General features: G+C 62.9%; 20 protein-coding genes. 11 read left to right on the forward strand and 9 right to left on the reverse strand.

Annotated elements, in window-relative coordinates:
• Positions 1 to 197 precede the first annotated feature (197 nt).
• Both gpmA and B0919_RS07230 read right to left on the reverse strand, forming a co-directional pair.
• Positions 198 to 902 carry a 2,3-diphosphoglycerate-dependent phosphoglycerate mutase gene (gene gpmA, locus B0919_RS07225; RefSeq protein WP_078011561.1) on the reverse strand — a complete coding sequence of 235 codons (705 nt, stop codon included), beginning with the start codon at positions 900 to 902 and terminating at the stop codon, positions 198 to 200.
• A 138-nt stretch (positions 903 to 1040) separates the two neighbouring features.
• On the reverse strand, positions 1041 to 1940 hold the full coding sequence (locus tag B0919_RS07230; protein ID WP_078011562.1) for a branched-chain amino acid transaminase: 900 nt from the start codon (positions 1938 to 1940) through the stop codon (positions 1041 to 1043).
• Between the two features lie 433 nt (positions 1941 to 2373).
• Between B0919_RS07230 and B0919_RS07235 the strand changes: the two genes are divergently transcribed.
• Complete coding sequence (locus tag B0919_RS07235; RefSeq protein ID WP_078011563.1) at positions 2374 to 3915, forward strand: hypothetical protein; 1542 nt, start codon at positions 2374 to 2376, stop codon at positions 3913 to 3915.
• A gap of 149 nt (positions 3916 to 4064) precedes the next feature.
• On the opposite strand, the gene B0919_RS07240 is transcribed toward B0919_RS07235, so the two are convergent.
• Together B0919_RS07240 and B0919_RS07245 are read right to left on the reverse strand one after the other, a co-directional pair.
• A complete protein-coding gene (locus tag B0919_RS07240) occupies positions 4065 to 5141 on the reverse strand; it encodes a fatty acid desaturase family protein (RefSeq protein WP_078011564.1) in 1077 nt (358 codons plus the stop codon).
• 213 nt (positions 5142 to 5354) lie between these two features.
• Complete coding sequence (locus B0919_RS07245) at positions 5355 to 6566, reverse strand: DUF3298 and DUF4163 domain-containing protein (RefSeq protein ID WP_078011565.1); 1212 nt, start codon at positions 6564 to 6566, stop codon at positions 5355 to 5357.
• 241 nt (positions 6567 to 6807) lie between these two features.
• Here B0919_RS07245 and B0919_RS07250 point away from each other — a divergent pair, with 241 nt between their 5' ends.
• Entirely contained in the window at positions 6808 to 7707 is a 900-nt protein-coding gene (locus B0919_RS07250) for an alpha/beta fold hydrolase (protein WP_078011697.1), read from the forward strand.
• A 355-nt stretch (positions 7708 to 8062) separates the two neighbouring features.
• Here the strand turns inward: B0919_RS07250 and B0919_RS07255 are convergent, their stop codons facing one another.
• The 5 genes from B0919_RS07255 to tsaD all read right to left on the reverse strand — a co-directional run bounded on the left by B0919_RS07255 (position 8063) and on the right by tsaD (position 12393).
• Positions 8063 to 8560, reverse strand: coding sequence for an HNH endonuclease (locus B0919_RS07255; protein ID WP_078011566.1), 498 nt, complete (start codon positions 8558 to 8560; stop codon positions 8063 to 8065).
• A 370-nt stretch (positions 8561 to 8930) separates the two neighbouring features.
• Positions 8931 to 9734: a C40 family peptidase gene (locus tag B0919_RS07260; RefSeq protein ID WP_254846508.1), complete on the reverse strand. Its 804-nt coding sequence runs from the start codon at positions 9732 to 9734 to the stop codon at positions 8931 to 8933.
• Between the two features lie 297 nt (positions 9735 to 10031).
• Positions 10032 to 10502 carry an SsrA-binding protein SmpB gene (gene smpB, locus B0919_RS07265; protein ID WP_078011568.1) on the reverse strand — a complete coding sequence of 157 codons (471 nt, stop codon included), beginning with the start codon at positions 10500 to 10502 and terminating at the stop codon, positions 10032 to 10034.
• A 198-nt stretch (positions 10503 to 10700) separates the two neighbouring features.
• Entirely contained in the window at positions 10701 to 11294 is a 594-nt protein-coding gene (locus B0919_RS07270) for an SMI1/KNR4 family protein (protein WP_176132913.1), read from the reverse strand.
• A 79-nt stretch (positions 11295 to 11373) separates the two neighbouring features.
• The gene (tsaD, locus tag B0919_RS07275; RefSeq protein WP_078011570.1) at positions 11374 to 12393 is read right to left on the reverse strand and encodes a tRNA (adenosine(37)-N6)-threonylcarbamoyltransferase complex transferase subunit TsaD; all 1020 of its coding nucleotides are present in this window, start codon (positions 12391 to 12393) and stop codon (positions 11374 to 11376) included.
• A 237-nt stretch (positions 12394 to 12630) separates the two neighbouring features.
• Here tsaD and B0919_RS07280 point away from each other — a divergent pair, with 237 nt between their 5' ends.
• The 9 genes from B0919_RS07280 (at position 12631) to B0919_RS07320 (ending at position 25808) form a co-directional block, all read left to right on the forward strand.
• A complete protein-coding gene (locus tag B0919_RS07280) occupies positions 12631 to 17223 on the forward strand; it encodes a translocation/assembly module TamB domain-containing protein (RefSeq protein WP_078011571.1) in 4593 nt (1530 codons plus the stop codon).
• A gap of 102 nt (positions 17224 to 17325) precedes the next feature.
• On the forward strand, positions 17326 to 18219 hold the full coding sequence (locus B0919_RS07285) for a cell division protein FtsX (protein ID WP_078011572.1): 894 nt from the start codon (positions 17326 to 17328) through the stop codon (positions 18217 to 18219).
• Positions 18220 to 18357: 138 nt separating this feature from the next.
• Positions 18358 to 18657: a DUF3098 domain-containing protein gene (locus B0919_RS07290; RefSeq protein ID WP_078011573.1), complete on the forward strand. Its 300-nt coding sequence runs from the start codon at positions 18358 to 18360 to the stop codon at positions 18655 to 18657.
• A 9-nt stretch (positions 18658 to 18666) separates the two neighbouring features.
• Positions 18667 to 19473, forward strand: a complete 807-nt coding sequence (locus tag B0919_RS07295) for an undecaprenyl-diphosphate phosphatase (RefSeq protein WP_078011574.1) — start codon at positions 18667 to 18669, stop codon at positions 19471 to 19473.
• Positions 19470 to 20303: a tRNA pseudouridine(55) synthase TruB gene (truB, locus tag B0919_RS07300; protein ID WP_078011575.1), complete on the forward strand. Its 834-nt coding sequence runs from the start codon at positions 19470 to 19472 to the stop codon at positions 20301 to 20303. Before B0919_RS07295 ends, truB begins: the two co-directional genes overlap by 4 nt.
• Before the next feature lie 250 nt (positions 20304 to 20553).
• Complete coding sequence (locus B0919_RS07305; protein WP_078011576.1) at positions 20554 to 21507, forward strand: bifunctional riboflavin kinase/FAD synthetase; 954 nt, start codon at positions 20554 to 20556, stop codon at positions 21505 to 21507.
• 30 nt (positions 21508 to 21537) lie between these two features.
• Positions 21538 to 22791 carry a carboxypeptidase-like regulatory domain-containing protein gene (locus B0919_RS07310; protein ID WP_078011577.1) on the forward strand — a complete coding sequence of 418 codons (1254 nt, stop codon included), beginning with the start codon at positions 21538 to 21540 and terminating at the stop codon, positions 22789 to 22791.
• A 335-nt stretch (positions 22792 to 23126) separates the two neighbouring features.
• Complete coding sequence (locus B0919_RS07315; RefSeq protein ID WP_078011578.1) at positions 23127 to 24533, forward strand: T9SS type A sorting domain-containing protein; 1407 nt, start codon at positions 23127 to 23129, stop codon at positions 24531 to 24533.
• Positions 24534 to 24551: 18 nt separating this feature from the next.
• Complete coding sequence (locus B0919_RS07320; RefSeq protein ID WP_078011579.1) at positions 24552 to 25808, forward strand: carboxypeptidase-like regulatory domain-containing protein; 1257 nt, start codon at positions 24552 to 24554, stop codon at positions 25806 to 25808.
• The last annotated feature ends 33 nt before the right edge of the window (positions 25809 to 25841 follow it).

Here is a 25841-nt window from a genome sequence, read left to right on the forward strand (position 1 = left end):
TCGAAATACAACGGCTAACGCGCTGCTGACGTCTGCCGCACACAGTGGAAAGGCAGATTACTTGGATTAACGGGCTTCTGAAAAGACGTTAATGCCTCCCCGAACATCATGCTCCATATGGCGTCTGCTTACCGAAGCATAACCGTGCCAGAGCTTTAAGCCCCCGGCTGGACAGGCGCCACGGGCAGCCCGCACGCCTACGCCCCATTTTGGCTTTCTAGGTAATAGTGCCGGATGCGGTTGAACTGCTCGTCCAGTTCAAACACCAGCGGCACCCCGGTGGGAATGTCCAGTTGCGCAACTTCCGCGTCGGAGAGGTGGTCGATGTACTGCACCACCGCGCGCAGGCTGTTGCCGTGGGCGCACACGATGACGTTGCGTCCCTGGTGCACGGCCTTCATGATGTGCTCCGTCCAGAAGGGTAATACCCGCGTCATGGTTTCGCTCAGGTTCTCCGTCAGCGGCAGCTCCCGGTGCGTGAGGGTGTGGTAGCGCGGGTCGTGGCCGGGAAAGCGCGGGTCGTCGGGGGTGAGAGCGGGCGGGTGCTCCTGCGGGTCGCGGCGCCAGCGTTGCACCTGCGCCTCGCCGTACTGGGCGGTGATTTCAGCTTTATTGAGCCCCTGCAAGCTGCCGTAAAACCGCTCGTTGAGGCGCCAGGACTTTTCCACCGGAATCCAGAGCAAGTTCATGGCTTCCAAGGCCAGGTGCAGGGTTTTGATGCTGCGCTTCAGGTAAGACGTGAAGCCCACGTCGAAGCTGTAGCCGTGTTGGCGCAGCGTTTCGCCGGCGCGCACGGCCTGCGCGGCGCCCGCGGCGGAAAGGTCGACGTCGGTCCAGCCGGTAAAGCGGTTTTCCAGGTTCCACACGCTCTCGCCATGGCGGAGCAGTACCAGTTTCTTCATGCCGGAAAATAAGCCCGGCGCGCATGAGGTAACGATTAGCAAGCACGGGTAGCCGGCATCCGCCGCACGCAAGGCCTGCCTGGCAGCGCGGCCCTTCGGCCTTTAAGCCTGCTCGGAATGACCTGATTTGCGGTCATTTTACTCCCGCGCCTCCACTATAGCCTCCACCGCCTGGCCCGTCACGAGAGCGGTGTAGCGGCGGGCCAGCTCGGCACCGAGAGTTTCAGCGAAGGGCTTCCCGAACACGATGTCGTCCACCGAAGCCACGCCAACGACTTCGGCGGCGGTGCCGGTCATGAAGGCGCCGGTGGCGCCGCGCAGCTCCTCGGGGCGGAAAAACGTTTCGGTGACCCGGATGCCGGCTTCGCGGGCCAGATCGATGATGGTGTTGCGGGTGATGCCACGCAGAATGCTACCCGCCGACGGCGTAAACAGCTCCCCGTCGCGTTCGAAGAAGAAGTTGGCGCCCGGGCCCTCGGCTACGTAGCCGTGCATATCGAGCAGCAGGGCCTCGTCGTAGCCGCGGTTTTTGGCCTCGGTACTGGCAATGATAGAGTTGGCATAGTGCCCTGATACCTTGGCCTCGATGGGCACGGCCCTGGGATTGGGCCGCTCGTAGGGCGAAATGGTCAGACGCAGGGACTGGTCGCCGAGGTACCTACCCCAGTCCCACACGGCCATGAGCAGGTTGCCGGCCGGCGGACACTTCAGGCTCATGTTGGGCGCGGCAGCGTAGGCCAGCGGGCGGATGTAGGCGTCGCTCAGCCCGTTTTTCGCCAATAGCTGGTAGCTGATTTCGGTCAGCTCCGCCACCGAATAGCTCAGCGGCAAGCCGATGGCCTGACAGGAGTAATGGAACCGCTCGAAGTGCTCCTTGGGCTTGAAAATCCGGGTGCCGCTGGGCGTGTTATAGGCCCGAATGCCCTCAAATACGGCGTAGCCGTAGTGCAGCGACTGGGCATACATTCCGCAGGTGGCCTGCTCGGCCGAAACAAACTCGCCGTCCAGAAACGCGACGGTATTGCTGGTGAAGTACATCGGTACGGGCAGTAGTAACGCAGCAGGTAAGAAGTAAATGCTTTCGGCACGCGCCCTAAACGACGACCGGGCAGCTCCGGCCATACATTTCAGTAACGGCGGGCAGGCGTGCGGAACCGTGAGCGAAACGCTCTGCACGGGGGTGAAATAGAGGGTGGCGGAGGAGTATTTTCGAGCCTTGGGGAGCCGTGCAGGCCGGTTTGTTCTTTAGCTTGCGCCTTCCGGGTGGCCAGTTGCCATCGGATGCAGCGGCGTGAGCGTGAAGCACTTGGTGGACCGGCACTACACAACGCAGCCGTCCCTTGGTGGCCTGCAAGTACAAGCCGCGTACGCCGCAGCAAAAACCGGTTTTGGGAGTAGTTACTATTTCTAAAATCTAGCGCCCGCCAACCAACCAACTCATTATCACAACCTTGCAATAAGCCCCGCTACAATGCCAAACGGCAGTATCGACCCCGTATTTCAGCTTGTTAAGTCGCTGACTCGCTCCGAGAAGCGGCACTTTCGGCTGTTTTCGGGCCGCTCGGGGTCGGCGGAGGACCTGAAGTTCATGCAGCTTTTCGATGCGCTGGATGCACTGGGCCAGTACGACGAGGAGCGCATCTTGGCGCAGGTACCGGCCATCCGGAAGGTGCAGCTGGCCAACCTCAAGGCCAACCTCTACCGGCAGCTGCTGAGCAGCCTGCGCCAATACCACGCCGGCCAGAACATCGACATTCAGCTCCACGAGCAGCTCGACTACGCCCGCGTGCTCTACAACAAGGGTTTCTACCAGCAGGCGCTCCGGATGCTGGAGCGCACCAAGCAGCAGGCCCAGCAGGCACGGCTGCCGCACGTGGCCCTTCTCGCCCTGGACTTCGAGAAGCTCATCGAGTCGCAGTACATCACGCGCAGCCTGCGCGGCCGGGCCGAAGATCTGTCGGCCGAATCCCTGGACACGGTGCAGCACGTCACGCAGTTGCACCGGCTCAGCAACGTAGCACTGCGCATGTACGGCCTGTATTTGCGCGTAGGCCATGCCCGCAGCCAGCGGGATGCCGAGCAGATAACCGACCGTTTTCGGGCGGCGCTAGCCGGGATTGACGTCAGCCAGGGCGGTTTCTACGAGTGCCTGTACTACTACCAGGCACAGGTGTGGTACTACACCATCATCCAGGATTTCCGGGCCTGCTACCGCTACGCGCAGAAGTGGGTGGACCTGTTTGAGCAGGCGCCCGACATGATGGAGCAGCAGCCCATGCTCTATATCAAAGGCCTGCACAACTTGCTGGCCTCGCTCTACAACCTACTCTACTACAGCAAATTCACGGCGGTACTGGCCAAGCTGGAAAGCTTCGCCGCCTCGCTCACGCGCCCCACGCCGAATACCGACGTGCTGCTCTTTCAATACATCTACACGCACAAAATCAACGCCGCTTTCCTGGAAGGCCGCTTCGCCGACAGCCTGCAGCTCATGCCCGACCTACTGGAAAAGCTGGTGCTGTTTCAGCCGCAGCTCGACCTGCACCGCCGGCTGATTTTCTACTACAAGATTGCCAGCCTGTACTTCGGCAGCGGCAACTACCGCAAGGCCATAGAGTACCTGAACAAAATCATTCAGTACAAAGACGTCACCCTGCGCGAGGACATTCAGTGCTTTGCGCGCATCCTGAACCTGATAGCCCACTACGAGGCGGGCCACGACGAAATGCTGGAGTACCAGATCAAATCGGTGTACCGCTTCCTGGGCAAGATGAACGAGCAGCAGCAGATGCAGGTGGAGATATTCCGCTTCCTGCGCGGCGTGGGTCATCTGGCTCCGCACCAGCTCAAGGATGCGTTCAGTGCTCTGAAAGACCGGCTGCTGGAAATATCAGAAAACCCGTACGAGCGGCGCCCCTTCCTCTACCTGGACCTCATTTCCTGGCTGGAAAGCAAGATTGAAGACGTGCCGGTAGAAGAAATCATGCGGCGCAAATTCGCCCGGATGAAGTAGAGCGTTTTTGGCAAAACCCTGAAACGGAACTGTCATCCTTTATCTGGCGTCCGCAAAGCAAAGGACCTTCTCACGCCAGATGGATTACTATCCAACGTGAGAAGGTCCTTCGCTTTGCTCGGGATGACAGCTACGAACAGCGCCTGTTGCTACGCCGCGCGGCCCATCTGGCGCAGGAACAGCACGTGCGACACGACGGCCGAACGCATGCGCGGGAATTCGTTGTAGACTACGTCAAACTCCACGCAGGCCTGCTTGATGATCTTGCTGATGGCCGGGTAGTGCACGTGCGAAATTTTCGGGAACAGGTGGTGCTCCACCTGGAAGTTCAGGCCGCCCAGCAGCCAGGTTACCACTTTGTTGTTGGTGGCGAAGTTGGCCGTGGTCTTGAGTTGGTGAATGGCCCACTCGTCCTCCATTTTATAGGTTTGGGCGTCGGGCACGGGGAAGGTGGCGGGCTCTACGGTGTGGGCCAGCTGAAACACCAGGCTGAGCGAGAAACCGGCTACGCAGGCAAAAATCAGGAAGCCGATAACCCACGGCCCGAAGCCGACCATGTAAATGGGCAGGGCCACGAACAGCCCCAGGTACAGCACCTTAAAGCCCCAGAACACGAGTTGGTCGCTCAGTTCCATCTTCTTCAGCGGTACCGAGCCGATGCTGCCCTTGAAGTACTTCTGGTAGTCCATCATCACCACCCAAGCCAGGTAGAACATCGCGTACAGAAACCAGAAGTAGTAATGCTGGTAGCGGTGCAGGGCGCGGCGGGGCTGGGTCTCGCTCAGGCGCAGCCAGGGCTGGGCGTCGATGTCGTCATCCACCCCGTCGATGTTGGTATACATGTGGTGGATGAGGTTGTGCTTCATGTTCCACATGAAGGAGTTGCCACCGAATACGTTCAGGGTGAAAGCCGCGGTCTGGTTCAGCCACTTGTGCTCGGAAAACGAGCCGTGCGAGCCGTCGTGCATCACGTTGAAGCCGATGGCGGCCCCTACCCCGCCCATCAGCACGCACTCCAGAATGGCCCAGCCGGCCGAGGGCGTGAAGAACACGAGGTGCACGTAAAGGAACAGCAGCGCCCCGGTGAGCAGTGCGGCTTTGGTGAAGAGCGTAGCGTTGCCGGTGGTGGGTTTTCCGGCCTGCTCGAAGTAGTCGTTGACGCGACGCTTCAGCTCCTGGTGAAACGATTCGTGCTGCCGGACGGCGGCAAACTTGGGTACGGACATGCAGTAAAGAAAACAGGATTGGGGCCGCAAAGGTACGGCAGAAATGCGGCGGCGGGTTTGGCGGACGTGAAATCAACCGCGCCGGCGCACATGAGTTTTGTCAGACACCGCCGTCCGGCGACTCGTTCCGTATCAGCTTGGCAAATTGCCCGTTCAGCTACAATGCCCTGTTCTGCTGGCTAAAAGACGGTGTGCCTGTCGGCGCCACCGGTGCTACTTCCGCGTCAGCAGGGCTACGTCGGCGGCAGCGCCCACGGGCAGCCCGGGCTGCAGCAGCGGCTGTAGCTCGGCAAACGGCAGGTACACCCGGATTTCGCCCTGGGCGTAGGAGGCCAGTTCGTACGGCTGGTACACGAACATGGCGCCGCCGCTGGTCAGGTACACGTTGTGCGTGACGTGAATGCGGTCGACCAGCAGGGTCTCATCCAGCTTGTCGGTGGGCGCGAGGTGCATGATGCGGCGCACTGCCCGGTCCAGGATGGGCTCCAGCCGGGCCTCGCTGCCGGCCCGGAAGATGTCGGCGTAGCGCAGGGCCCGGCCGCTGCGGGTATCGAAGCTGATGACCCTGGTGCCGTAGTTGCCGTGGGCACCGCCGGTGTAGCTGTAGTCCATGAAGCCCAGGCTCAGCAGCGGCGCCTGGTTCCAGAGCACGTAGGTGAGCTCCTGCGAATCGTAACGCAGGGCGTAGCTGGGCATTTCGGTAGAGTCGTCGGCGGTAGAGGCAAAATCGGCCGCATCGGCGCGGTAATCCCGGGCGTAGCTGCGCTGCTGCTCCTGCCAGTACTGCTTCAGCACGGGCGCCGGCTTGGCATCGGTGGTGTCGCCGCGCAGGGTGCGCAAAATGCCCGCGGTGAGCGGCGCCGGCCCGTCGATGGGCAGCAGTACGTGCAGCGTCTGATGCGCGTAGGGGGAGCTGCTCTTGCCCGGGAAGGCAGCCACCGAATCGGTAAAAAAGTGAGCCACAAAGTGGAGGCTGCCCACTGGCTTCACGCGGCGCAGGCGTACCGGTTTCATGCCCAGGAAACCCACCAGCTCGTTGCCGTCCTCGCGCACGCGCAGCACCGGGCCGCTGTCTTCGTCCTCGGGGACGGGTTTGAGGTCGGCTTCGGTGGTCAGCTCCACGGCCACGTCCTGCGGCTCGCCGTCGGGGGCAATGTAGGCTTCGTAGAGCCGTGGCAGGTCGTCGGTGCTGCCCTCGGCGGGAATAGAGGTAAGGTGCAGAGTAAGGCTGTCGGTGGTGCCGGGCAGCAAGCCGCGGTACTGCCGGTACCAGGCCCCGGGCGGGTTAGCGGAGGCAGCTTCCGCAGTGGCGGCGGGCGCGGGGCGGCGGGCCTGGGTGGTGGCTTGCTTATCAGGTTGGGAGTTGCAGGCGGTCAGCAGTGCAGCGGCCCCAAGGACCCGGCTCAGCGAGGATAGGGAAGACATATGGTGTGGTGGATAGCGGCGTGGGCGTGGCGTTCGGTGCTACGTTGGCGGCAGCAAAGCTGGGCTAAGTAGCTCAATCAAAAAAATTTTACCGACGCATCCGACGGGTTTGCCGATCGATATGCCTCGTTGGTGGCGCAAGGAGCTTACCGTTGAGGCGCTGGCATAGGCAGGGTCAATAACCGCATCGGAGCTTTTATAGTATGTCTTGGGGAAATCCAACCGCAACCACACCACTTCCATGAGTTTTATTAAAGTAGGGCAAGACACCCAAGGCAACGATATCAACCTGTTTTACCAGGACTGGGGCCAGGGCGACCCGGTAGTACTGATTCACGGCTGGCCCGCCGACCACCAGATGTGGGAGCACCAGTCGCATACGCTGGCTCACTACGGCAAGCGCGTCATTGCCTACGACCGCCGCGGCTTCGGCAAGTCGGATAAGCCCTGGAACGGCTACGACTACGACACCTTAGCAGCTGACCTGAACGCCCTGCTCGAAGGCCTCAACCTGCAAAACGTGACGCTGGTGGGCTTTTCGATGGGCGGCGGCGAAGTGGCCCGCTACATGAGCCGCTACGGCGGCGCCCGCGTGAGCAAAGTGGCCTTTATTTCGGCCGTGACGCCTTACCTGCTCAAGACCGACGACAACCCCGACGGCGTCGGCAAGGACACCTTCGACGATATGGTAAAAAACCTGCGCAAGGACCGCCCCGACTTCCTGCAAACCTTCGGCAAGCAATTCTTCGGCGTGGGCGTGGTGAGCAAGCCCGTCAGCCAAGCCACACTGGACTGGATGCAGATGATCTGCCTGCAGGCCGCGCCGCACGCCACCGAAGCCTGCATCCGCGCCTTTAGCGAAACCGACTTCCGCCAGGACGTGCCGGCCATCCAGGTACCCACGCTCATCATCCACGGCACCAGCGACAAGACTGTGCCCGTGGATTCGAGCGGCGACCTACTGGCCAAGATGCTGCCCAACGCCACCTACATCCGCTACGACGGCGAGCCGCACGGCCTCTTCGCCACCGAAGATGGTAAGGACCGCCTGACTCAGGACCTGCTGAGCTTTACGGGCGCCAGTACTTCGCCCACGAGCACCGATGAGGGCGGCTACAACGCCGCCAGCCGCCAAGCATAACCACACCTGATTTCCCGCCGCCGCACGCCTCGTCAGAGCTATTCTGGCGGGGCGTGTTGCGTTATTGTGCCTGGCGTCGCAGTTGTTTCGTCGCCAAGACTAGAGCTAGCTCAGCTCCCCGTCCTCAGTTGAGGAGGGGCTGGTTGAAAGACTAGGGTTAAGGTTACTATCCGCCATCAGCCCGCGAGATGTTTCGGCTGCACTCGACATGACGATGACGAGCTTTGTCGGACGTTCTGATGACTGGCCAACCACCCCTAGCCCCTCCTCAGCTGAGGAGGGGAACTAACCTTAACTCTAGCTTTTGTGCTTAAACAGGGCAACAAAAAAACCGGGTAGCAGACGCTACGCCGGTTCAGTTGTTTAGATACGCGTGCCAGGTCTGGTCGATGGTGCCGGCACTGAGCTTGAGGAAACTGGCCAAGGTGGGTTTCTTGGGCTTTTGTCTGACGATCAGGCCGGCTTCCTCGGGCGTTTTGTGCCCCTTGGCGTGGTTGCAGCGGGCGCAGGCCGTCAGCAGGTTGCCCCAACTGGAGTCGCCGCCCCTACTCCTGGGCATCACGTGGTCCAGGGTTAGGTTTTTGGTGGAGCCGCAGTATTGGCACTCAAAGTTGTCGCGCTTCATGATGTTGTGCCGGCTCAGGGCAATGCCCTTGTACGGCACCCGCACGTAGCGCTGCAGTTTGATGATACTGGGTTTGGGAAATGCCTTCGACACGGTGCGCAGAAACGCGCCCTCCTTGTTGGCAATCAACTCGGCTTTGTCGAGGTAAAGCAACACGAAGGCCTTCTGCACGCTGCAAAGGGTAATGGCGGTATAGTCGCCATTCAGCACGAGCACTTTTTGGTCCATACGCACGATGGTGGTAAACGGCCGGAACTAGCGGTAAGCTAGGGGTTTCCGGCTGTTTACGCAACCGTCCCACGTGGAGGTTGGTTCATTTCAAGAAGCGGCTCCACAGGGGTATGAGCATAATAGCGGTACCACTGGCAGACTACGGCAGCACCGGCCGTCATTGCGAGCCGCGCGAAGCAATCCTTCCTTCAGTAGCACCGCCGACGCAATACTTATATGCCTCAAAGTCGGCAGCACGAAGCCGGCCCTGCACGAAAACGCAGACGCAAGTTTCGTGCAGGGCCGTTCTGGGTAGTGCCAGTTGAGCCGCTGTGCCTCGGGAGGAAAGATTGCCGCGCTTCGCTCGCAACGACTGCGGGCCGAACCGCTACTCGGGCAGCAGGCGCTTGATCAGGCGCAGCTTGTGGGTGTACTTCTGCCGCTGGCGGTTGTAGATGCCGTTGTGGTCGAGCGGGTCGATGCGCACCTCGCCGCTGGCGTGCAGAATCTGCTGGTCGTCGAGCACCATGCCCACGTGCACGATGTTGCCCTCCGCGTTGTCGAAGAAAGCCAGGTCGCCGGCCTGCGTCTGGGACACGAAGTGCACGATGCGGCCGTGGTCAATCTGCTGGCGCGCGTCGCGCGGGAGCTGCACGCCGATGAGGCCGTAGAGCTGCTGCATCAGCCCGGAGCAGTCGACGCCGAACAGGGTGCGGCCGCCCCACAGGTACGGCGCCTTCAGAAACAGCTGCCCGGCTTTGAGCAGCAGGGCCGTGCGTTTGTCGGTGGGGCCGTGCAGGCCGTGGCCGTTGAGCGGGTTGGTGGCGGCCCCGTTGTAGAAGTAGGAATCTTCGCCGAGGCGCAGGGTCATGCCGTCGAAAAACGGCAGACGGGCGCCCAGCGTGACGGGGATGCGCGCCGCCGAGCTGCTCACTACCTGCACCACATCGAGGCTGCGCGGGTGGTCCTGCGCGCTCCAGGCGGCCAGGTACTCAGCCGAAACGGGCTGGTGCTGCTTGAGGTCCATCCACCCGACGTAGTTATCGGCCGCGGTGCGGATTTGCTGCCAGTTGCCCTGGGCGAGCAGCACGCTGTAGCAGTCGCCAAAAATCAGCTGCGTTACGATTTCGGCTTTGTCCGAAGGCTCGGCGCGCACCGGCACGACGCTCAGAGCACAAATTCCGTGTTCCAATGATAATCAGGGGTAAATCAGCCTGCAAGGTACGGAAGGAAATGGTGCAGCAAGCAGCGCTGGCGGGGCCCTTAGCCATCATTGCGAGCAACGCGCGGCAACCGCCTTCCCCTCGCGGCACGTCGAGGCCACTCGCACTACCCCAAAACGGCCCCGCCCGAAACCTGAGCTGCAGGCTTCGGGCGGGGCCGTTTTTCGGTTGGCGGGTATTTTATCAGCGTTGTTACCAGAAGACGGATTGGCTAACGCCTTCCTGCGGTTGCCGCACGTTGCTCGCAATGACAGCGAGAGGAGCCGCTAGTACTGGCTGCGGTCCATTTCGCGCTTCACGTCGCGGGCTTTGATGTCCTCGCGCTTATCGAATAGCTTTTTGCCCTTCGCCAGGGCAATTTCCACCTTAGCAAAGCCCCGCTCGCCGATAAAAATGCGCAGCGGAATGATGGTCAGGCCCTGCTCCTGGCTTTTGTCGTGCAGCTGACGCATTTCCTTCTTGGTGAGCAGCAGCTGGCGCGGGCGGGTGGGCTCGTGGTTGTTGTAGGTGCCCTGGGTGTACTGCGCGATGGTCACCCCGTGCAGCCACAGGGTGCCGTTGCCTCCGAAGGTGCAATAACCGTCGGTGATGTTGGCGTTGCCCACGCGCAGGCTCTTGATTTCGGTGCCCACCAGCACCATGCCGGCGGTGTACTTGGCAAGGAAGGAGTATTCGTAGCCCGCCCGGCGGTTTTGGATATTGACGTTGCGCGGGGCGGTTTCTTTGGCTTTGGCCATGATATGGGTCGGGAGTCGCGGGGAGGATGAAAGCAGCGGTAGCGGCCGAGGCCGGCGTCATTCGTGTACGGATAATACGCAGGCAGCGGGCCGTTGGCGGGGCGGCAAAGGTAGCAGGGGCCTCCAGGGTTTCGCCCCGAAGGGCGGAGCGGCGGGGCAGCTGCCTTCTGCTGAAGGTGTTGGCGGCGCTTCTACTTATTAGTCTTCGGGCGGCTTGGGGTTCCCTTGTTGTGCCACCAGGCTGTGCATCATTGCCGCAAAGGATGGATAGAGCATTTTCATAGGAAGGGGCTCGTCGTAAAACAGCTCGTGGTCAAGCATCACAACGGGGCAATCCTTGTCGGGTTGATTCTGGTGGTTGGTGTCAAAGTAGACCACTCCCCAGTCGAAGTAGTCAGCAAACGGGATGTAGCCTTTCGCCACCAGGCTGGCCGACTCAGGGTATCCGAAGTAGTGGTCGAGCAGCCCTTTCTTCCACTCCCGAATGCTGTGGCGAAAGAAGGTAATGCCGTCGACCGGCAGCAACTCCCAAAAGTGCTGGTAGCCCAGGAACTGCTTGTACAACGCCGGATAACGCAGGTTTAGTCGGCTTTCCAGCTCTTCGATGTCTGCGGCGGTAACGGTGCTGGGTATGGCTTTCCAGGGCACGTTGCCTTCCTCGTCCTCCTCAGCGTCTTCCTGCATTTCCAGTGGAATCAACTCCTGCGGCCCGCGCATGATGGGAGTCTGCCTCAAGTAGTCCAGCGCATTATCGACAAACTGGTGAACTACATCGATATCGGCATCAGTCATCGGATTGACAGGTTTGGGCTTGTCTAGGTGGGCTCGGCTACCGGGTGCCAGAGCAAGCATGGCCGGCTGCTGGGTTTGCTTACGCCAGCTTCAGCCGCGGGTCGGGGCTGGCCAGCTGCGAGGCGAAGTCGCCGGCCTCGTACTGAAAGTGCGCTGCCATGGCAATCATGCCGGCGTTATCGGTGCAGTACTGGAAGGCGGGAATGAACACCTGCCAGCCCAGCTCCCCGGCCAGCCGCTGCAGCTCGGCGCGCAGGCCGGAATTGGCCGCTACGCCGCCGGCAATGGCAATGTTGGTCAGGCCGTAGTCCTTGGCGGCGCGGCGCAGCTGGCGCATCAGCGTCTGCAGGATAGTGTGCTGGATGCTGGCGCAGAGGTCGGGCAGGTTTTCCTCGATGAACTTGGGGTTCTGCTGCGTCTGCTGGCGCAGGAAGTACATCACAGCCGTTTTCACCCCGCTGAAGGAGAAGTCGTAGCCGGGCATCTGGTTTACCGGGAACGGGAAGCGCAACGGGTCGCCCTGCTGGGCCAGCTTGTCGAGGCGGGGGCCGCCGGGGTACGGCAGGCCGAGCAGTTTGGCCGTCTTGTCGAAGGCTTCGCCGGCGGCGTCGTCCTGCGTCTGCCCGATGATTTCCATCTCCATCGGGCTGCGCACCACCACCAGCTGGGTGTGGCCGCCGCTCACCGTCAGGCACAGGATGGGAAAGGCCGGCCGCGGCTCCTCAATGAAGTGCGCTAGAATGTGAGCCCGCATGTGGTTGACGGCAATCAGCGGCTTGCCCAGGGCCAGCGCGAAGCTTTTGGCAAACATGCCACCGACGAGCAGGGAGCCCAACAGGCCCGGCCCCTGGGTAAAGGCCACCGCGTCGAGGTCTTCCTTGTTGATGCCGGCTTTGGAGAGGGCAGCCTGCACCACCGGCAGAATGTGCTGCTGGTGGGCACGCGAGGCCAGTTCAGGAACCACGCCGCCGAATTGTTCGTGTACTTGCTGCGAGGCCACCACATTAGCCAGGATGTTGCCCCCGGCAATAACGGCCGCCCCCGTGTCGTCGCACGACGACTCGATGGCCAGAATGATTGGGCTTGGGTTCGTAGACATGAGTATTGAGAAGTGAGACGTGAGTATCAAGGAGAAACAGCCCGTCGAGCCGGCAGACTAGCCGCTGGTTTATCAGGCTGACTTCTCAGGTCTTCATACTCATGTCTAGCTTATTAGCTTTTTTTGCAGAATTTCCGTTCGGTTGGAGCGTATGAGCATCCATCCGGCCGGCGTTTACGTCTTGCTGCCGGGCGGCTTCGTGTCCGGCCCGTTTTTTACCACACCGCCCACAACCGCGTGCAAGTTATAAAGGCCATCCTGAAGGTGTTGCTGGGGCTCGTGCTCCTGCTGGCGCTGCTAGTGGGTGCGGCCGTGCTGGCCTTGCGCATTCCGGCGGTGCAAACGGAGGTAGCACAGCGGGCCACCGAAATCCTCTCCGACAAGCTGGACCAGCCCGTCAGCATCGGGCGCGTGGATATCCGGCCGTTTACCAAGGTGGTGCTGGAGCGGGTGCAGGTGCTCGACAAGCGCGGCGGCAACCTGTTCTACATCGGGGAGGTGGAGGCCGACATCAGCACGTTCTCGATATTCACCCCCAACAAGCTTTACCTCAGCAAGGTTATCCTCACCGAGCCCCGCTTCGAGCTGGTGACCTACCCCAACTCGCCCCACGAGCAAACCAACCTCGACGAGTTCCTGACGGCCTTTCAGCGCCTGCTCGGCGCCCCCGATACTACCAAGGTCAGCAAGCCTTTTGACTTCAAGGTGGAAGCGGTGGGGCTGCGCAACGCCCGCTTTGTACTCGACCGCAAAAACGTGCCGCGTGTGCCGGAGTACGGCAAGTCCATGGACTATGCCCACATGTACATCGACAGCGTGTACGCCGACCTCTCGCAGATCTGGTTTCGGGGCGACACCATCCACGCCCAGGTCGACGGGCTGCGCGCTATTGACCTACCGTCGAAAACGCGGCTGCGCGAGCTGACGGCCGGCATGACCTACGCCACCAAGTTCTGGGAGTTCGACAAGCTCAACCTGCGCGTGGGCCGCTCACACCTCGCCGATTACGTCCGCTTCGATTACCAGCACTTCCTGAATTTCACCGACTTCAACGACTCGGTGAAGGTGACGGCCCGGCTCAAGCCCAGCCGCGTGTACTCCGATGACATTGCCCTGTTTGCCCCGCAGCTCTGGGGCTGGGGCGAGCAGGTGCTGATTTCGGGCGAGGCCAAGGGCTACGTGCGCGACTTCGCGGCCAAAAACCTGGACCTGCGCTACAGCAAGGGGGGCACCCGCATCCTCGGCAACGTGTCGGCGCAAGGACTGCCCAACTGGCAGGAAACCTTCGCCGATCTGCGCCTGCGGCCCGGCACCGTGGTCAATCCCGTGGACCTGAAGCCGGTGCTGCCGGCCTCGGTGTACCCCTACTTCCAGCGCCTGGGCACCGTTACGCTGAACGGGCAATTCCTGGGGCTCTACAACGACTTCGTGGCCAACGGCGACTTCAAAACGCGGCTGGGCAACCTGACGGCCGACGTGAACCTGAAGTTCAGGAATGATCCGCGCAACTCCAGCTACGAGGGCACCGTGCGCACGGCCGGCTTCCAGCTGGGCAAGCTGCTCGGCGACGAGTCGCTGATCCGCGACGTGGCCGTGAATGGCAAAGTCTCCGGCGTGGGCTTCGACCCGGACGCGGCCCGCGTGCAGGCCAACGCCAACATTGCCTCGGTGTGGGTGAGAGGCTACCGCTACCGCAACATCGTGGTGACCAATGGCCGCCTGACGCGGCAAGAGTTCGACGGACGCGTGAGCATCAACGACCCCAACCTGCAGCTCGTGGGCGAAGGCACCGTGAACTGGGCCCGCGGCAAGCAGGCCTTCGACCTGGTGAGCAGCGTGCGCCACGCCAACCTGCAGGCGCTGGGCATCATCAGCCAGCCGCTGGTGCTGAGCACCCAGGCCGATGTCCGCTTTCAGGGCCTGACACTGGACGAGCTGCTAGGTCGCATTCATCTGCGCGACACCCGCCTGACCCTGCAGGGCCGCACCGTACACCTCGACACGCTGGACCTCTTGGCGACCCGCCGCGAGGGCGACCGGCTGCTGGCCATGCGCTCCGAAGCTTTCCGCCTGCGGGCCCGCGGCAACTACCAGTTTTCCCAGGCCCTGCGCGACGTGCAGCGCCTGGTGGAGGAGTACCGCCTGAATTTCCAGGGCGACGCGGCCGCTACGGCCGCCTATTACCGCCGCAAGCGCCGCGAAGCCACCCCCGACTACAACATCAACCTCTCGCTGGATTTGCGGCGGCCCAACCCGCTGCTGCACGTCTTCATGCCCCAGCTGACGCTCAGCGACTCCACCCACGTGGAGGGCTCGTTCCGCAACGGGGCCACCTCCATTCTGCAGCTGGGCGGCTCGGCCCGCGCGGTGCAGTACGACAGCATCCGGGCCGAGCAGGTGTCCTTTGACCTGCTCACCTCCAAGCTGCCCGATGCTCCGGACGTACTGGCCCAGGCCAGCGTGACCAGCACCCGGCAGCAGTTGCCGGGGCTGGGCCGCACCGAGCAGTTTTATGTGGAAGGCGTGTGGGACCAGGACAAAATCAACTTCTCCTCCTCGCTGGCCCAAACGGGCACCACCAACCGCGCCCAGATCAACGGGGCGCTGGATTTCCTGCCCAACGCGGTGCAGATCTTGTTCCGGCAGTCGGGCGTGAACCTGCTGGGGCGCGAGTGGATCATTGCCCAGGACAACGCCATTGTTATTGCCGGCGGCGGCCACGAAATCACGGTGCCGAACTTCTCGCTCTCCAATGGTCCGCAGCAGATTCTGGCCACGGGTGAGGTGTCGGAAGACCCGGCGCGCAGCCTGCACCTGGAGGTAAAGAACCTGGAGCTGGCCACGCTTTCGCCCCTGACCAACCAGAACATGCGCGGCCGCGTGAATGCCACCGGCGACGTGCGCGGGGTGTTCGGGCAGCTGGTCACGGCTGCCCGCCTCACCGTCGATTCGCTGTACTTCGACAACACGCTCATCGGCAACGTGGCCGGCGTGGCCAGCTGGGACAACCAGGCCTCGCGCCTCGGCACCAACCTCTCGGTGACGCGCGACGGGCAGAACGTGCTGAGCGTGGCCGGCACCATTGCGCCCACCGGGGCGCCGCAGGACCAGCTTAACCTGACCGGTGCCCTGAACGACGCGCCGCTGAAGCTGGCCGAGCCCTTCCTGGCCGGCGTACTGACCAACCTGGGTGGCACCGGCCGCGGCACCCTGCGCCTTACCGGGCCTTTCGCGGGGCCCTCGCTACGCGGCACCGTGGACGTGACCAGGGGCCAGCTGACCTTCGCCTACCTGAACACGACCTACACCTTCGACGACCAGATTCGCTTCTTCGAGGACCGCATGGTGTTCCGCAGCATCAAGCTGCGCGACGTGCTCGGCAACCAGGGCACCCTCGACGGCACCATTTATCACCAGGGCTTCCAGAACATGCGCCTGGCCCTGAAGGCCAACTTCCGCCGCATGCAGGTGCTCAACACCACGCGCCGGCAAAACGAGCTGTACTTCGGCACGGCCTTCGCCACCGGCGACGCCACCGTGACCGGCCCCACCGACAACCTCGTCATCAACGTGCGGGCCCGTAGCGAAGCCGGTACGCGCCTGTCGCTGCCGCTGGACAACGCCACCACGGTGCAGCAGGCCAGCTACATCAAGTTCGTCAACCACAACCGCTCCGACACCGTCCGCACCGATACCACGGCGGCCAAGCCGGCGGTGGATTTGTCGGGCATTATGCTCAACGCCACCTTCGACGTGACGCCGGACGCCTACATGGAGGTGATTCTGGACGAAACCACCGGCGACGTTATCCGCGGCTCGGCCACGGGGCAGCTGCGCATGAACATCGACACGCGCGGCGAATTCAACATGTACGGGCAGCTGGAAGTGGTGCGCGGGGCCTACAACTTCACCTTGCAGGGCTTGGTTAATAAGGAGTTTCAGGTGCGCCCCGGCGGCACGCTCACCTTTAACGGCGACCCGATGCAGGGCCAGATGGACGTGACGGCGGCCTACACCCAGCGCACCTCGCTGGCCCCGATCTTGGGCGGCAGCGCCGGCTCCGACGGCTCCAGCGGCATTCAGGCCTACGCCAGCGTAACGGCCGTGATGCACCTGACGGGCGACATGCTGCTGCCCCGCATTCAGCTTGGGCTGGAGTTCAACGATGCGCCCTCGTCCATCGAAGGCCAGCTGACCTCTTTCCTCTCCAACATCCGCAACGACGAGCAGGAGCTGAACCGGCAGGTATTCTCCCTGCTGCTGTTCCGCCAGCTTACTTCCATCGGCGGCTTCAGCAACGCCGCCCTGGCTACGGGCAGCAGCGCCGTGCAGAACAGCTTGGGCCAGATTCTGTCGACGCAGCTCGGGCTGCTGACCTCGCAAATCGACCAGAACCTGGAAATTGCCTTCAACTTGGACGGCGTGAGCGAGGAAGAGCTGCGCAACCTGCAGGTACGCCTGAGCTACAGCCTGTTGCAGGGCCGCTTGCGCGTAACGCGCTTCGGCGGCATCACCAACAACACCACTACCAACAACGGCACGCCCACGCCCGGCCCCCAAACCTCGCTCATCGGCGACCTGGGCCTGGAGTACTTCGTGCGGCAGGACGGCAAGTACCGCGTGCGCCTGCGCTACGAAACCACGCCGCGCGAGTACACGGCCGCCATCACCGCCAACCAGGCCCGCGCCGGCCTTTCGGTGGTGCAAACCGAGCAGTTCGACAACCTCACCGAGCTCTTTGCCCGTAAGCGCCTGCGCCGCCGCGAGCAGGCCCGCCGCAAGGCCCGCGAACAGCTCATCATCGACGATGACCCGCGCACGGCGCTTTGACGGTGAACTAGTGAGATGGTGAGCTAGTGAGTCTGATGTTCCTACGGAACGGCACTCGCTAGTTCACCATCTCACTAGTTCACAACTTACCTTTACGCTTCCATGCCCCAGTTTCGCCCTGCCCGTAAGAAAAAACTCGGTTCGTACCCGCATACCATGGTGGTATTCAGCATCACCATGGCGCTGCTGGTCATCGGGCTGTTCGGGCTGCTGCTGGCGCACGCGCACAAGCTTTCGGAGGCGGTGAAGGAAAACCTGGAAATGCAGGTGTACCTGGAGCGCGACCTGCCCGAAACCCAATTGCTGCGCCTGCAGCGCACCCTGGCCCAGAAGCCCTACATCGCCTACCGCGACGAGCAGCCGCAGGTGCGGTTTCTGTCGAAGGAGGAGGGCGCGCGGCAGTTTGTGGAGCTGACGGGCGAGGAGTTTCAGCAGTTTCTGGGCGACAACCCGCTGCGCGACGCCTATATCCTGCGCATCAACCCGGAGTACGCCGATTCGGTGCAGCTGCGCCGCATCAGCCAGGATCTGCGCCAGCAGCAGGGCGTGTACGAAGTAACCTACGTGCAGAGCCTGATCAGCTCCATCAACCAGAACGTGCGCAAGGTGAGCCTGCTGCTGCTGGGCTTCGCCGTGCTACTGACGCTGGTGGTAGCGGTGCTGATCAACAACACCATCAAGCTGGCCCTGTTCTCGCAGCGCTTCCTCATTCGCTCCATGCAGCTGGTGGGCGCCACGCCGTGGTTTATCCAGAAGCCGTTTTTGCGCCGGGCCACCTGGCAAGGTATCATCAGCGGAGCGCTGGCGGCCTTGCTGCTGCTGGCCCTGCTGCAGTACGCCTACTACCAGCTGGACGAGCTGCGCCTGCTGCGCGACGACCGGCTCATCGGGGCCATGCTCGTGGCGTTGCTGGTGCTGGGCGGCGTTATCGGCTTCTTCAGCTCGTACCGGGCCGTGCGCAAATACCTGCGCATGTCGCTGGATGAATTGTACTAGGAATGCTAGCAGGATGAGCTTTTCAGCCCTGTTACTTGCTGCCCGGGCAACCCTAAAGCGGTAGCTTTGCATCTGCGGACTGCACCCGCCTTGCAGCGGTCTGCCGTCCGGCCTTCACTTTTCCGTATTTCCCGACTTATGTCTGCTACTCCTCCCCGTTTCGCCTTCGGGCCGCGCAACTACCGCCTGATGTTTATCGGGCTTGCCTTACTGGCGGCTGGTTTTATCACCATGAGCCTCGACGGGGCCGACTACGGCGAAGGATTTCTGGGCCTGACGCTCGGGCCGCTGCTGCTGGCGGCCGGCTTCGTGGTGGAGTTTTTTGCCATCATGGCCAAATCGGGTCCGGCCCCCGTGGCCCCGTCTACCGCTGAGGCCACCGGCACGTCCTTCGCCCCGACGGCGGCTCCCACGCCGCCCACGTACCAGCGCCGCTAACCGCTTCGGATGAACTACTGGCATGCCCTGCTGCTCGCTATTGTCGAGGGCTTAACCGAGTTTTTGCCCGTGTCCAGCACTGGGCACATGATTATTGCCTCCGCCCTGCTAGGCATTCCGCCCACGGCCTTCACCAAGCTCTACCTGGTGGTTATCCAGTTCGGGGCTATTCTGTCGGTGCTGGTGGTGTACTGGCGGCGCTTTTTCCAAAGCTTTGATTTTTACCTGAAGCTGCTGGTAGCCTTTCTGCCCATCGTGGTGGTAGGCTTGCTGCTGAAAAAGCACATCGACGCTTTCCTGGAATCGGTCACGACGGTGGGCGTTACGCTGCTGCTCGGCGGTATCGTGCTGGTCTTCATCGACAAGTGGTTTCCGCAGGAAGACCCGCAGCACCACGGCCACCCCGTCACCAATCCCGGCTGGCGGCAGGCCTTCATCATCGGCTTGTTTCAGTGTATTGCCGTGGTACCGGGCGTGAGCCGCTCGGCGGCTACTATCATCGGCGGCCTGACGCAGAAGCTCACCCGCCGCGCCGCCGCCGAGTTTGCCTTCTTCCTGGCCATGCCCACCATGGCCGCTGCCGCCGCCAAGGACCTGCTGGATTACTTTCAGGAAGGCCACGTGCTGACGGCTAACGACCTGAAGCTCCTGGCGTTCGGCAACGTGGTGGCCTTTGTAGTAGCCCTGCTGGCCATTCGCTTTTTCGTGAACTTCGTGGCGCGCTACGGCTTCCGGGCGTTTGGCATTTACCGCATCATCGTGGGCCTGATCATCCTGACCATGATCGGCCTGAGCATTCCCCTGAACCAGCTATGAGCCACGCGCAGCCTCCCCGCAAGCCGCAGCGGCCCCAACCCGAGCAAGAACCTGGCGAGGTACTGCTCATCGACAAGCCGCTGCGCTGGACGTCGTTTGACGTGGTGAAGAAGGTGAAGTACGCCTTGAAGCCGCGCAAAATCGGCCACGCCGGCACGCTGGACCCGCTGGCTACCGGCCTGCTGATCCTGTGCACGGGCAAGAAAACCAAGACTATCGACCAGATTCAGGCGCAGGAAAAGGAGTACACCGGCATCTTCCGCCTGGGCCAGACCACGCCGTCGTTTGACTTGGAAACCGCCGTGGACAGCGAGCAGCCCTGGGAGCACCTCACCCGCGAGCAGCTGCTGGCCGCTGCTGCTAAGCTTACGGGCCTGATCGAGCAGACGCCGCCGCTGTTTTCGGCCGTGAAAATCAACGGCGAGCGGGCCTACGAAGTGGCCCGCCGCGGCGACGTGGCCGAAATCAAAAGCAAAACCGTCGATATCAAAGCCTTCGAACTGCCCGAAATCGACGGACCGAACGTGCACTTCCGCATCGTGTGCTCCAAGGGCACCTACATCCGTAGCCTCGCCCGCGACTTTGGCGAGCTGCTGGGCTGCGGCGCCCATCTGACGCAGCTGGTGCGCACGCGCATTGGCGAGTACCGCCTGGAAAATGCGCTGTCCATGGCCGATATCGAAGCCCAGCGGCCGCCCCGCCCCGAGGGCGAAGCCGAGCGGCCGCGCCGGGCGCGCATGCCCCGCGTCGAGCGCCGCGCCGGCATCGAGCACTACGATGCGACGCAGCAGGCGCCTGATGCGGGCGCTGAGCAACCGGCGCAGCAGTAGCGTCCCAACAACAAGCCCGCGCCCTGGCGCGGGCTTGTTGTTGGGACGCATCCATCAGCCCAGCACGGGCAGCGACAAAGGGCAAATGCTCCCGTAACGACGATTAGCCCGCGCCACGGGCGGGCCTACAGCCGTTCGTGCCTACTTTCGCGCCGCCAAAACCCTTTCCGACGCCTTTTCTCTGCCGGCTGCTGTTGACCCTCCTTTCGCAATCCGCGTACTCAGTGCAATCAGCCGTAATCCGCGATTCATGCAAGTAGTCCGTGACCCCGCCGCCTTTCCGCGTCTGACCAACGCCGTAGTGACCAGTGGCACCTTCGATGGCGTGCACCTGGGCCACCAGAAAATTCTGCAGCGTCTGCAGGAAGTAGCCCGCCAGACCGGCGGCCCCAGCGTGGTCATCACCTACTGGCCGCACCCGCGGCTGGTGCTGGCCCCGCCGCCCTCCCACCCCGAGCCCAAGACGCTGTACTTGCTCAATACGCTGGAAGAGCGCATCGAAAAGCTCGATGCCTACGGCGTGGACTACCTGCTGATTGTGCCCTTCACGGAGGAGTTTGCCGGGTGGAGCTCCGAGCAGTACATCCGCGAGCTGCTGCTCGATACGGTGGGCACCAGCAAGCTCGTCATCGGCTATGACCACCGCTTCGGCAAAAACCGCGAAGGCAGCTTCGAGTACCTGCAGCAACACGCGGCCGAGTACGGGCTGGAAGTGGAGGAAATCCCGCGCGCCGACGTAGATGCAGTGGGCGTGAGCAGCACCCGCATCCGCCGCGCCCTGGAAGTGGGCGACGTGGGCACAGCCAACCGCTACCTCGGCTACGACTACCCCTTTACCGGCACGGTGGTGCGCGGCCAGCAGCTCGGGCGCACGATTGGCTACCCCACGGCCAATATTCAGTGCGAAGAAACGTTGAAGCAGGTGCCGGGCCGCGGCGTGTACGCCGTAATGGCCACCACGGCGGCGGGCACCCGGCACCCGGCCATGCTCAATATTGGCGTGCGGCCCACGGTGGGCGGCAGCCTGCAGGAAACGGTGGAGGCGCACTTGCTCGACTTCGACGGCGACCTGTACGACCAGCCGCTGACCGTGCAGTTTGTGAACCGCCTGCGCGATGAGCAGAAGTTCAGCGGCCTCGACGCGCTGAAGGCCCAGCTTGCCCTCGATGCGGATGCGGCCCGCCAGCACTTGGTGGGCGGCTAACGGGCCCGCTTTTTGCACCACCCTCCTTGCATGAATTACTTCCGACTTCTTTTCCTGGCGAGTTGCTGGCTTCTGGTCAGCACCGCCGCCCAGGCCCAGGGCAAACTCAGCGGCGTGGTGCTCGACTCGCTCACGCAGCAGCCACTGGAATTCGCCAGCGTGTTTCTGGCCAACACCACCTTCGGCTCGTCGACCAACGAGCAGGGCAAATTTGAAATCAACCGCGTCCCGGCCGGCACCTACGATTTGGTGTGCTCCTACGTGGGCTACCGCCTCACCAAGCAGAGCCTGACGGTGAACGGCCCGCAGCAGCTGACCTTGCTGCTGGCGCCCGTGGGCAACAAGCTGGGCGAAGTGGTTATCAAGCCCGAGCCCAACAAGCCCGAGGAGTACCAGCAGTTTTCGACGCTGTTTCTGGGTGGCACGGCCTTCTCCGAGCAGTGCCACATCAACAACCCCGAGGCCATTCGCGTCTTCTACGACGAGGAGGAACACACCCTCACGGCCCGCGCCAAGGAGTACGCGGAGGTGCAAAACGACGCGCTCGGCTACCGCCTGAAGTACTACGGGCTGGAATTCTCCTACGACACCGACGACCGGTCTGTCTCTTACTACGGCCAGCCGGTGTTCGAGGAAATGAAGCCCAAGGACGAAGCGCAGCGGCAGCTGTGGGCCGCCAACCGCCTGACGGCGTACAAGGGCTCCTTCATGCACTTCCTGCGCAGCGTGTACCGCAACAAGCTGCGCACCGAGAACTTCATGGCCCAGCAGATCAAGATAACGGTGAACAAGCGCTTTGGCCTGACCGACAGCCTGCGCCAGGTGATGCTGGAGCGCCACCCCGACGGCAGCGACCTGACCAAAGCCGAGAAAGACTCGCTGGACCTCTGGAGCCGCTCGGGCCCGATCTACGCCACGCTCAACCCGGCGGCCCTGCCCATCGACAGCATCCGTCGCGTATCGCCCGACGGCAAGCACGTGTACCTGCGCTTCACCGGCGAGCTGCAGGTAGCCTACTTCGGCGAAAAGGCCGATTCGCGCTACAAGCGCACGATGTCGTCCCTGGGGCCGTCGCGCACGCCCTATCCCACGCCCCGGCAGGTGTCGCGCCTGCGCCTGAACGGCCGGCAGGCCGAAATTCAGGCCGACGGTTCGCTGCTGAACCCCCTGGATGTGTCGGTGGGTGAATACTGGGGCTTCGAGAAAATCGGCGAATTTTTGCCTTTCGACTACGTAGTGCCGACCGCCACCGCGGCGCCCGCGCCCAAGCGGCCCAATAACTAGTTTCGGCCTTTGCTTATGCCGACTGCCCGCGGCCCGTGGCTTACTCCCGGGGCGCGGGCAGTCGGGCGTTTAAAGCGGGCGTTATCTGCGGTGCCTATGGCCTGACCGGCTTTCCGCCAAACGGCTAGTCTAGAAGATCTGTGAGCCGTCACGGAAAGATGGCAAAGGCTCAGCAGGACGCGCTTCTGTTTGCTGCCCGCATACCCTAGCAGTCAGGCAGTACACGCCTATTTTGCGTGGAAAAAGAATAATATTCGTTGTCTTAATCGTAGCGGGGGGCGTTGCATTATCAGAGCAGGGCAACCATTAATTCCTCTTGTAGCCTCCGGATTTGTATGGCACATATTTTACGCTTTATCCGGCCGCTGACCTGGCTGTTGCTCTTCAGCGGCAGCACTTTGCAGCTAAGTGCGCAAAACGCCGGCTGGGAACAATCCTACGGCACTTCCGCGCCCGAAACCTGCACGCAGACCCTGCGTCAGCCCGACGGCAGCTACCTGCTCATCGGGGAAAGCGGCTCCTACGCAGCCCGGCGCCTGTACCTGCTGCTCACCACGGCCCACGGCCGGCAGCTGTGGGAGCGGCACGTTGCCATTCCGGGGCTGTCTGGTTTCGTGCTCCGCAAGGCTACGCAGAACAATGCGGGCGACCTGCTCCTGGCCCTCTACACCGAGGGCATCGAAGGGCAGACGAATTACCTGGTGCAAACGAGTGCTACCGGCGTCACGCGCTGGATGCGCACCTTTCCGCCGACGGCCGATCTGCGCTGGGCGCAGGACCTGGCCCCCAGTCCCAATGGCGGCTTTATCGTGGGCATGAACTCGCTCACCGGCGCGGCCCTACTCTACCTCGCCGCCGACGGCACGCAGCTGCGGCAGCAGCCCATCAATGCCTCGCTGGCCACCGACCGCACCTGGATTGAGAAAATCTTCCCGGTGCCGGGCGGCATGCTCTTGTCGGTGCGGACGGGAATACAATCGGCTGGGCCGCAGGCTAAGCTGGTTTTTTACTCGTACGAAGGCACCCGCGGCCCGGAAACGACTCTGCCGAACGTCGACCCGGCCTACGGGCTGGTGCCGCTGGGAGGCAATGACTACCTGGCGCTGGGGCAGAAGGTGCACCGGTTTACGCTCGGCCAGAATACTGTGCAGTGGACCAGTCAGCTTTCGGCCGAACAAGGCATTTTTATGGCCCGCTACGGCGTGCTGACGCCTACCGGCAGCTGCCTGCTGTACGGCAGCTCCATTTTGGGCAGCCACGTGGCCCGGCTGCATCTGCTGCTGCTCGACGTGACTACCGGCCTGCTGCAGGAGCCCAGCAGCTCCGGCAACCAGGCCGTCGTCACGCTGTGCGCGGGCCTGCACCTGGGCCTGGGCGGCCTGTTTGCCGAGCCCGGCACGGGCGCGTACGTGGTAACCGGCTCGCGCGAAAGCGGGGCCGAAACCGAGGAAGTGTTTATGCGCGGCGGTTCGTTGGCCGACTTGGCTGCCCCCGTTCCCGCGACCATGCAGGCCTGGCCCAACCCCGCAGCGGATGCCGACGAGCTGCACGTGCAGGGGAGCGTTGCCGCGAGCGGCCCCCTGGCGCTGTACGATACGCAGGGGCGGCAAGTAAAATCCTGGCCGGCGGCGTCCACTGGCGCGGCCCGGCTCTCGCTACGGGGCGTACCGGCCGGGGTATATACCCTCGCCGGCACCGACGGCAAAGGACGCCCGGCGCGCATACGCATCTTCAAGCGGTAACCTCGGCAGCTCAGGCGAATGGCCACCAGACTCTATTGCCGCGGTCTTCTGCTGCTGTTGTGGCTGGCCGCCTGCGTCCTGGCGCGGCCGGCAGTGGCCCAAACCACCATCACCGGCGAAGTACGCGACTCCGTGACGCAGGCGCCGCTGCCCTTCGCCAGCGTGTTTTTGGCCAATACCACCCGCGGCACCACTACCGATGAAGCCGGCCGGTTCCAGTTGTCGAACGTACCGGAGGGCAGCTACGACGTGATAGTATCATACCTGGGCTACCGCCTGGCCACGCAAAGCGTGCTGGTAGGCAAGCAGCCAGTGAGCGTGCAGTTGCGGCCCGCCCCGGTCAGCAAGCAGCTGGCGGGCGTGGTCATCCGGGCCCGGCGCCACCGCAACCGCCCCGAGGACTACCAGGTCTTTGCCGACCTGCTGCTGGGGCGCACAAGCTTTTCGCGTCAGTGCCGCATTCGCAACCCTGACGGTGTGCGCGTAGACTTCGACATGAAATCCAGCGAGCTGACGGCCGAAGCGCCGGAGTACCTGCAGGTCGACAACTTCGCGCTGGGCTACCGCATCAGGTTTTATGGCCTGCACCTGAGCTACCAAAGCCAGTTGCTGGCGTACTATGCCTGGCCCGTGTTTGAGGAATTGCCGACGCGCAGCGCGGCGCAGCGGGCCCGGTGGGCCGCCAACCGGCGCCGCGCTTATTTTGGCTCCCTGACGCATTTTCTGCGCTGCGTGCGCACCGACCGGCTAGCCGAGGAAGGCTTCGTGGCCAACCGGCTGCGGCGCGTGCCTAACCCGCGCTGGGTACGCGCCGATAGCGCCCTGAAAGCGCAGCGCCAAGCCCACGCAGGCAAGGTATGGTACCCCAATGACTCGCTGATGCGCTTGTACTCGCAGGAGCCGCAGCAGCTGGGCTACCTCTACACCCGCCCCCTGCCCGCCGACAGCCTCCGCCGCGTGCTGCCGGGCGGTGAGCAGGTACAGCTGTACTTTCCGCACCTGACGCAGGTGACTTACTCCGGCGAGCAGCCCGATCCGGCCTACACGCCGCGCCCCGGCACGGGGCAGGCCGCGGCGCAGCCCAATGAGCAAATCTCGGTGCTGCACCTGATTGGCCCGCAATCCATCATTTCGCCTTCGGGCCAGCTGCAGAACCCGTTGGCGGTGTTTACGGAAGGCTACTGGGGCTTTGAAAAAGTGGGCGAGCTGCTGCCCTTCGACTACGAACCCGCCTTGGTGCCCGTGGTCATTGGGGGTGCGGGCAAGAAAGAGTAGGTTTGCGCAGGCCGCGCGGCGTTGCCGCGCGGC

The organism is Hymenobacter sp. CRA2, from assembly GCF_002007105.1.
Taxonomy (GTDB): Bacteria; Bacteroidota; Bacteroidia; order Cytophagales; family Hymenobacteraceae; genus Solirubrum.

Excerpts from the sequence above, each read along its gene's own strand:
- B0919_RS07320 (WP_078011579.1), top strand. The coding sequence starts at position 24,552 with ATGGCCACCAGACTCTATTGCCGCGGTCTTCTGCTGCTGTTGTGGCTG.
- tsaD (WP_078011570.1), bottom strand. The coding sequence starts at position 12,393 with ATGTCTACGAACCCAAGCCCAATCATTCTGGCCATCGAGTCGTCGTGC.
- B0919_RS07245 (WP_078011565.1), bottom strand. The coding sequence starts at position 6,566 with ATGTCTTCCCTATCCTCGCTGAGCCGGGTCCTTGGGGCCGCTGCACTG.
- B0919_RS07295 (WP_078011574.1), top strand. The coding sequence starts at position 18,667 with ATGAACTACTGGCATGCCCTGCTGCTCGCTATTGTCGAGGGCTTAACC.
- B0919_RS07235 (WP_078011563.1), top strand. The coding sequence starts at position 2,374 with ATGCCAAACGGCAGTATCGACCCCGTATTTCAGCTTGTTAAGTCGCTG.
- B0919_RS07270 (WP_176132913.1), bottom strand. The coding sequence starts at position 11,294 with ATGACTGATGCCGATATCGATGTAGTTCACCAGTTTGTCGATAATGCG.
- B0919_RS07255 (WP_078011566.1), bottom strand. The coding sequence starts at position 8,560 with ATGGACCAAAAAGTGCTCGTGCTGAATGGCGACTATACCGCCATTACC.
- B0919_RS07305 (WP_078011576.1), top strand. The coding sequence starts at position 20,554 with ATGCAAGTAGTCCGTGACCCCGCCGCCTTTCCGCGTCTGACCAACGCC.
- B0919_RS07250 (WP_078011697.1), top strand. The coding sequence starts at position 6,808 with ATGAGTTTTATTAAAGTAGGGCAAGACACCCAAGGCAACGATATCAAC.
- B0919_RS07310 (WP_078011577.1), top strand. The coding sequence starts at position 21,538 with ATGAATTACTTCCGACTTCTTTTCCTGGCGAGTTGCTGGCTTCTGGTC.
- gpmA (WP_078011561.1), bottom strand. The coding sequence starts at position 902 with ATGAAGAAACTGGTACTGCTCCGCCATGGCGAGAGCGTGTGGAACCTG.
- smpB (WP_078011568.1), bottom strand. The coding sequence starts at position 10,502 with ATGGCCAAAGCCAAAGAAACCGCCCCGCGCAACGTCAATATCCAAAAC.
- truB (WP_078011575.1), top strand. The coding sequence starts at position 19,470 with ATGAGCCACGCGCAGCCTCCCCGCAAGCCGCAGCGGCCCCAACCCGAG.
- B0919_RS07285 (WP_078011572.1), top strand. The coding sequence starts at position 17,326 with ATGCCCCAGTTTCGCCCTGCCCGTAAGAAAAAACTCGGTTCGTACCCG.
- B0919_RS07315 (WP_078011578.1), top strand. The coding sequence starts at position 23,127 with ATGGCACATATTTTACGCTTTATCCGGCCGCTGACCTGGCTGTTGCTC.
- B0919_RS07240 (WP_078011564.1), bottom strand. The coding sequence starts at position 5,141 with ATGTCCGTACCCAAGTTTGCCGCCGTCCGGCAGCACGAATCGTTTCAC.
- B0919_RS07290 (WP_078011573.1), top strand. The coding sequence starts at position 18,358 with ATGTCTGCTACTCCTCCCCGTTTCGCCTTCGGGCCGCGCAACTACCGC.
- B0919_RS07230 (WP_078011562.1), bottom strand. The coding sequence starts at position 1,940 with ATGTACTTCACCAGCAATACCGTCGCGTTTCTGGACGGCGAGTTTGTT.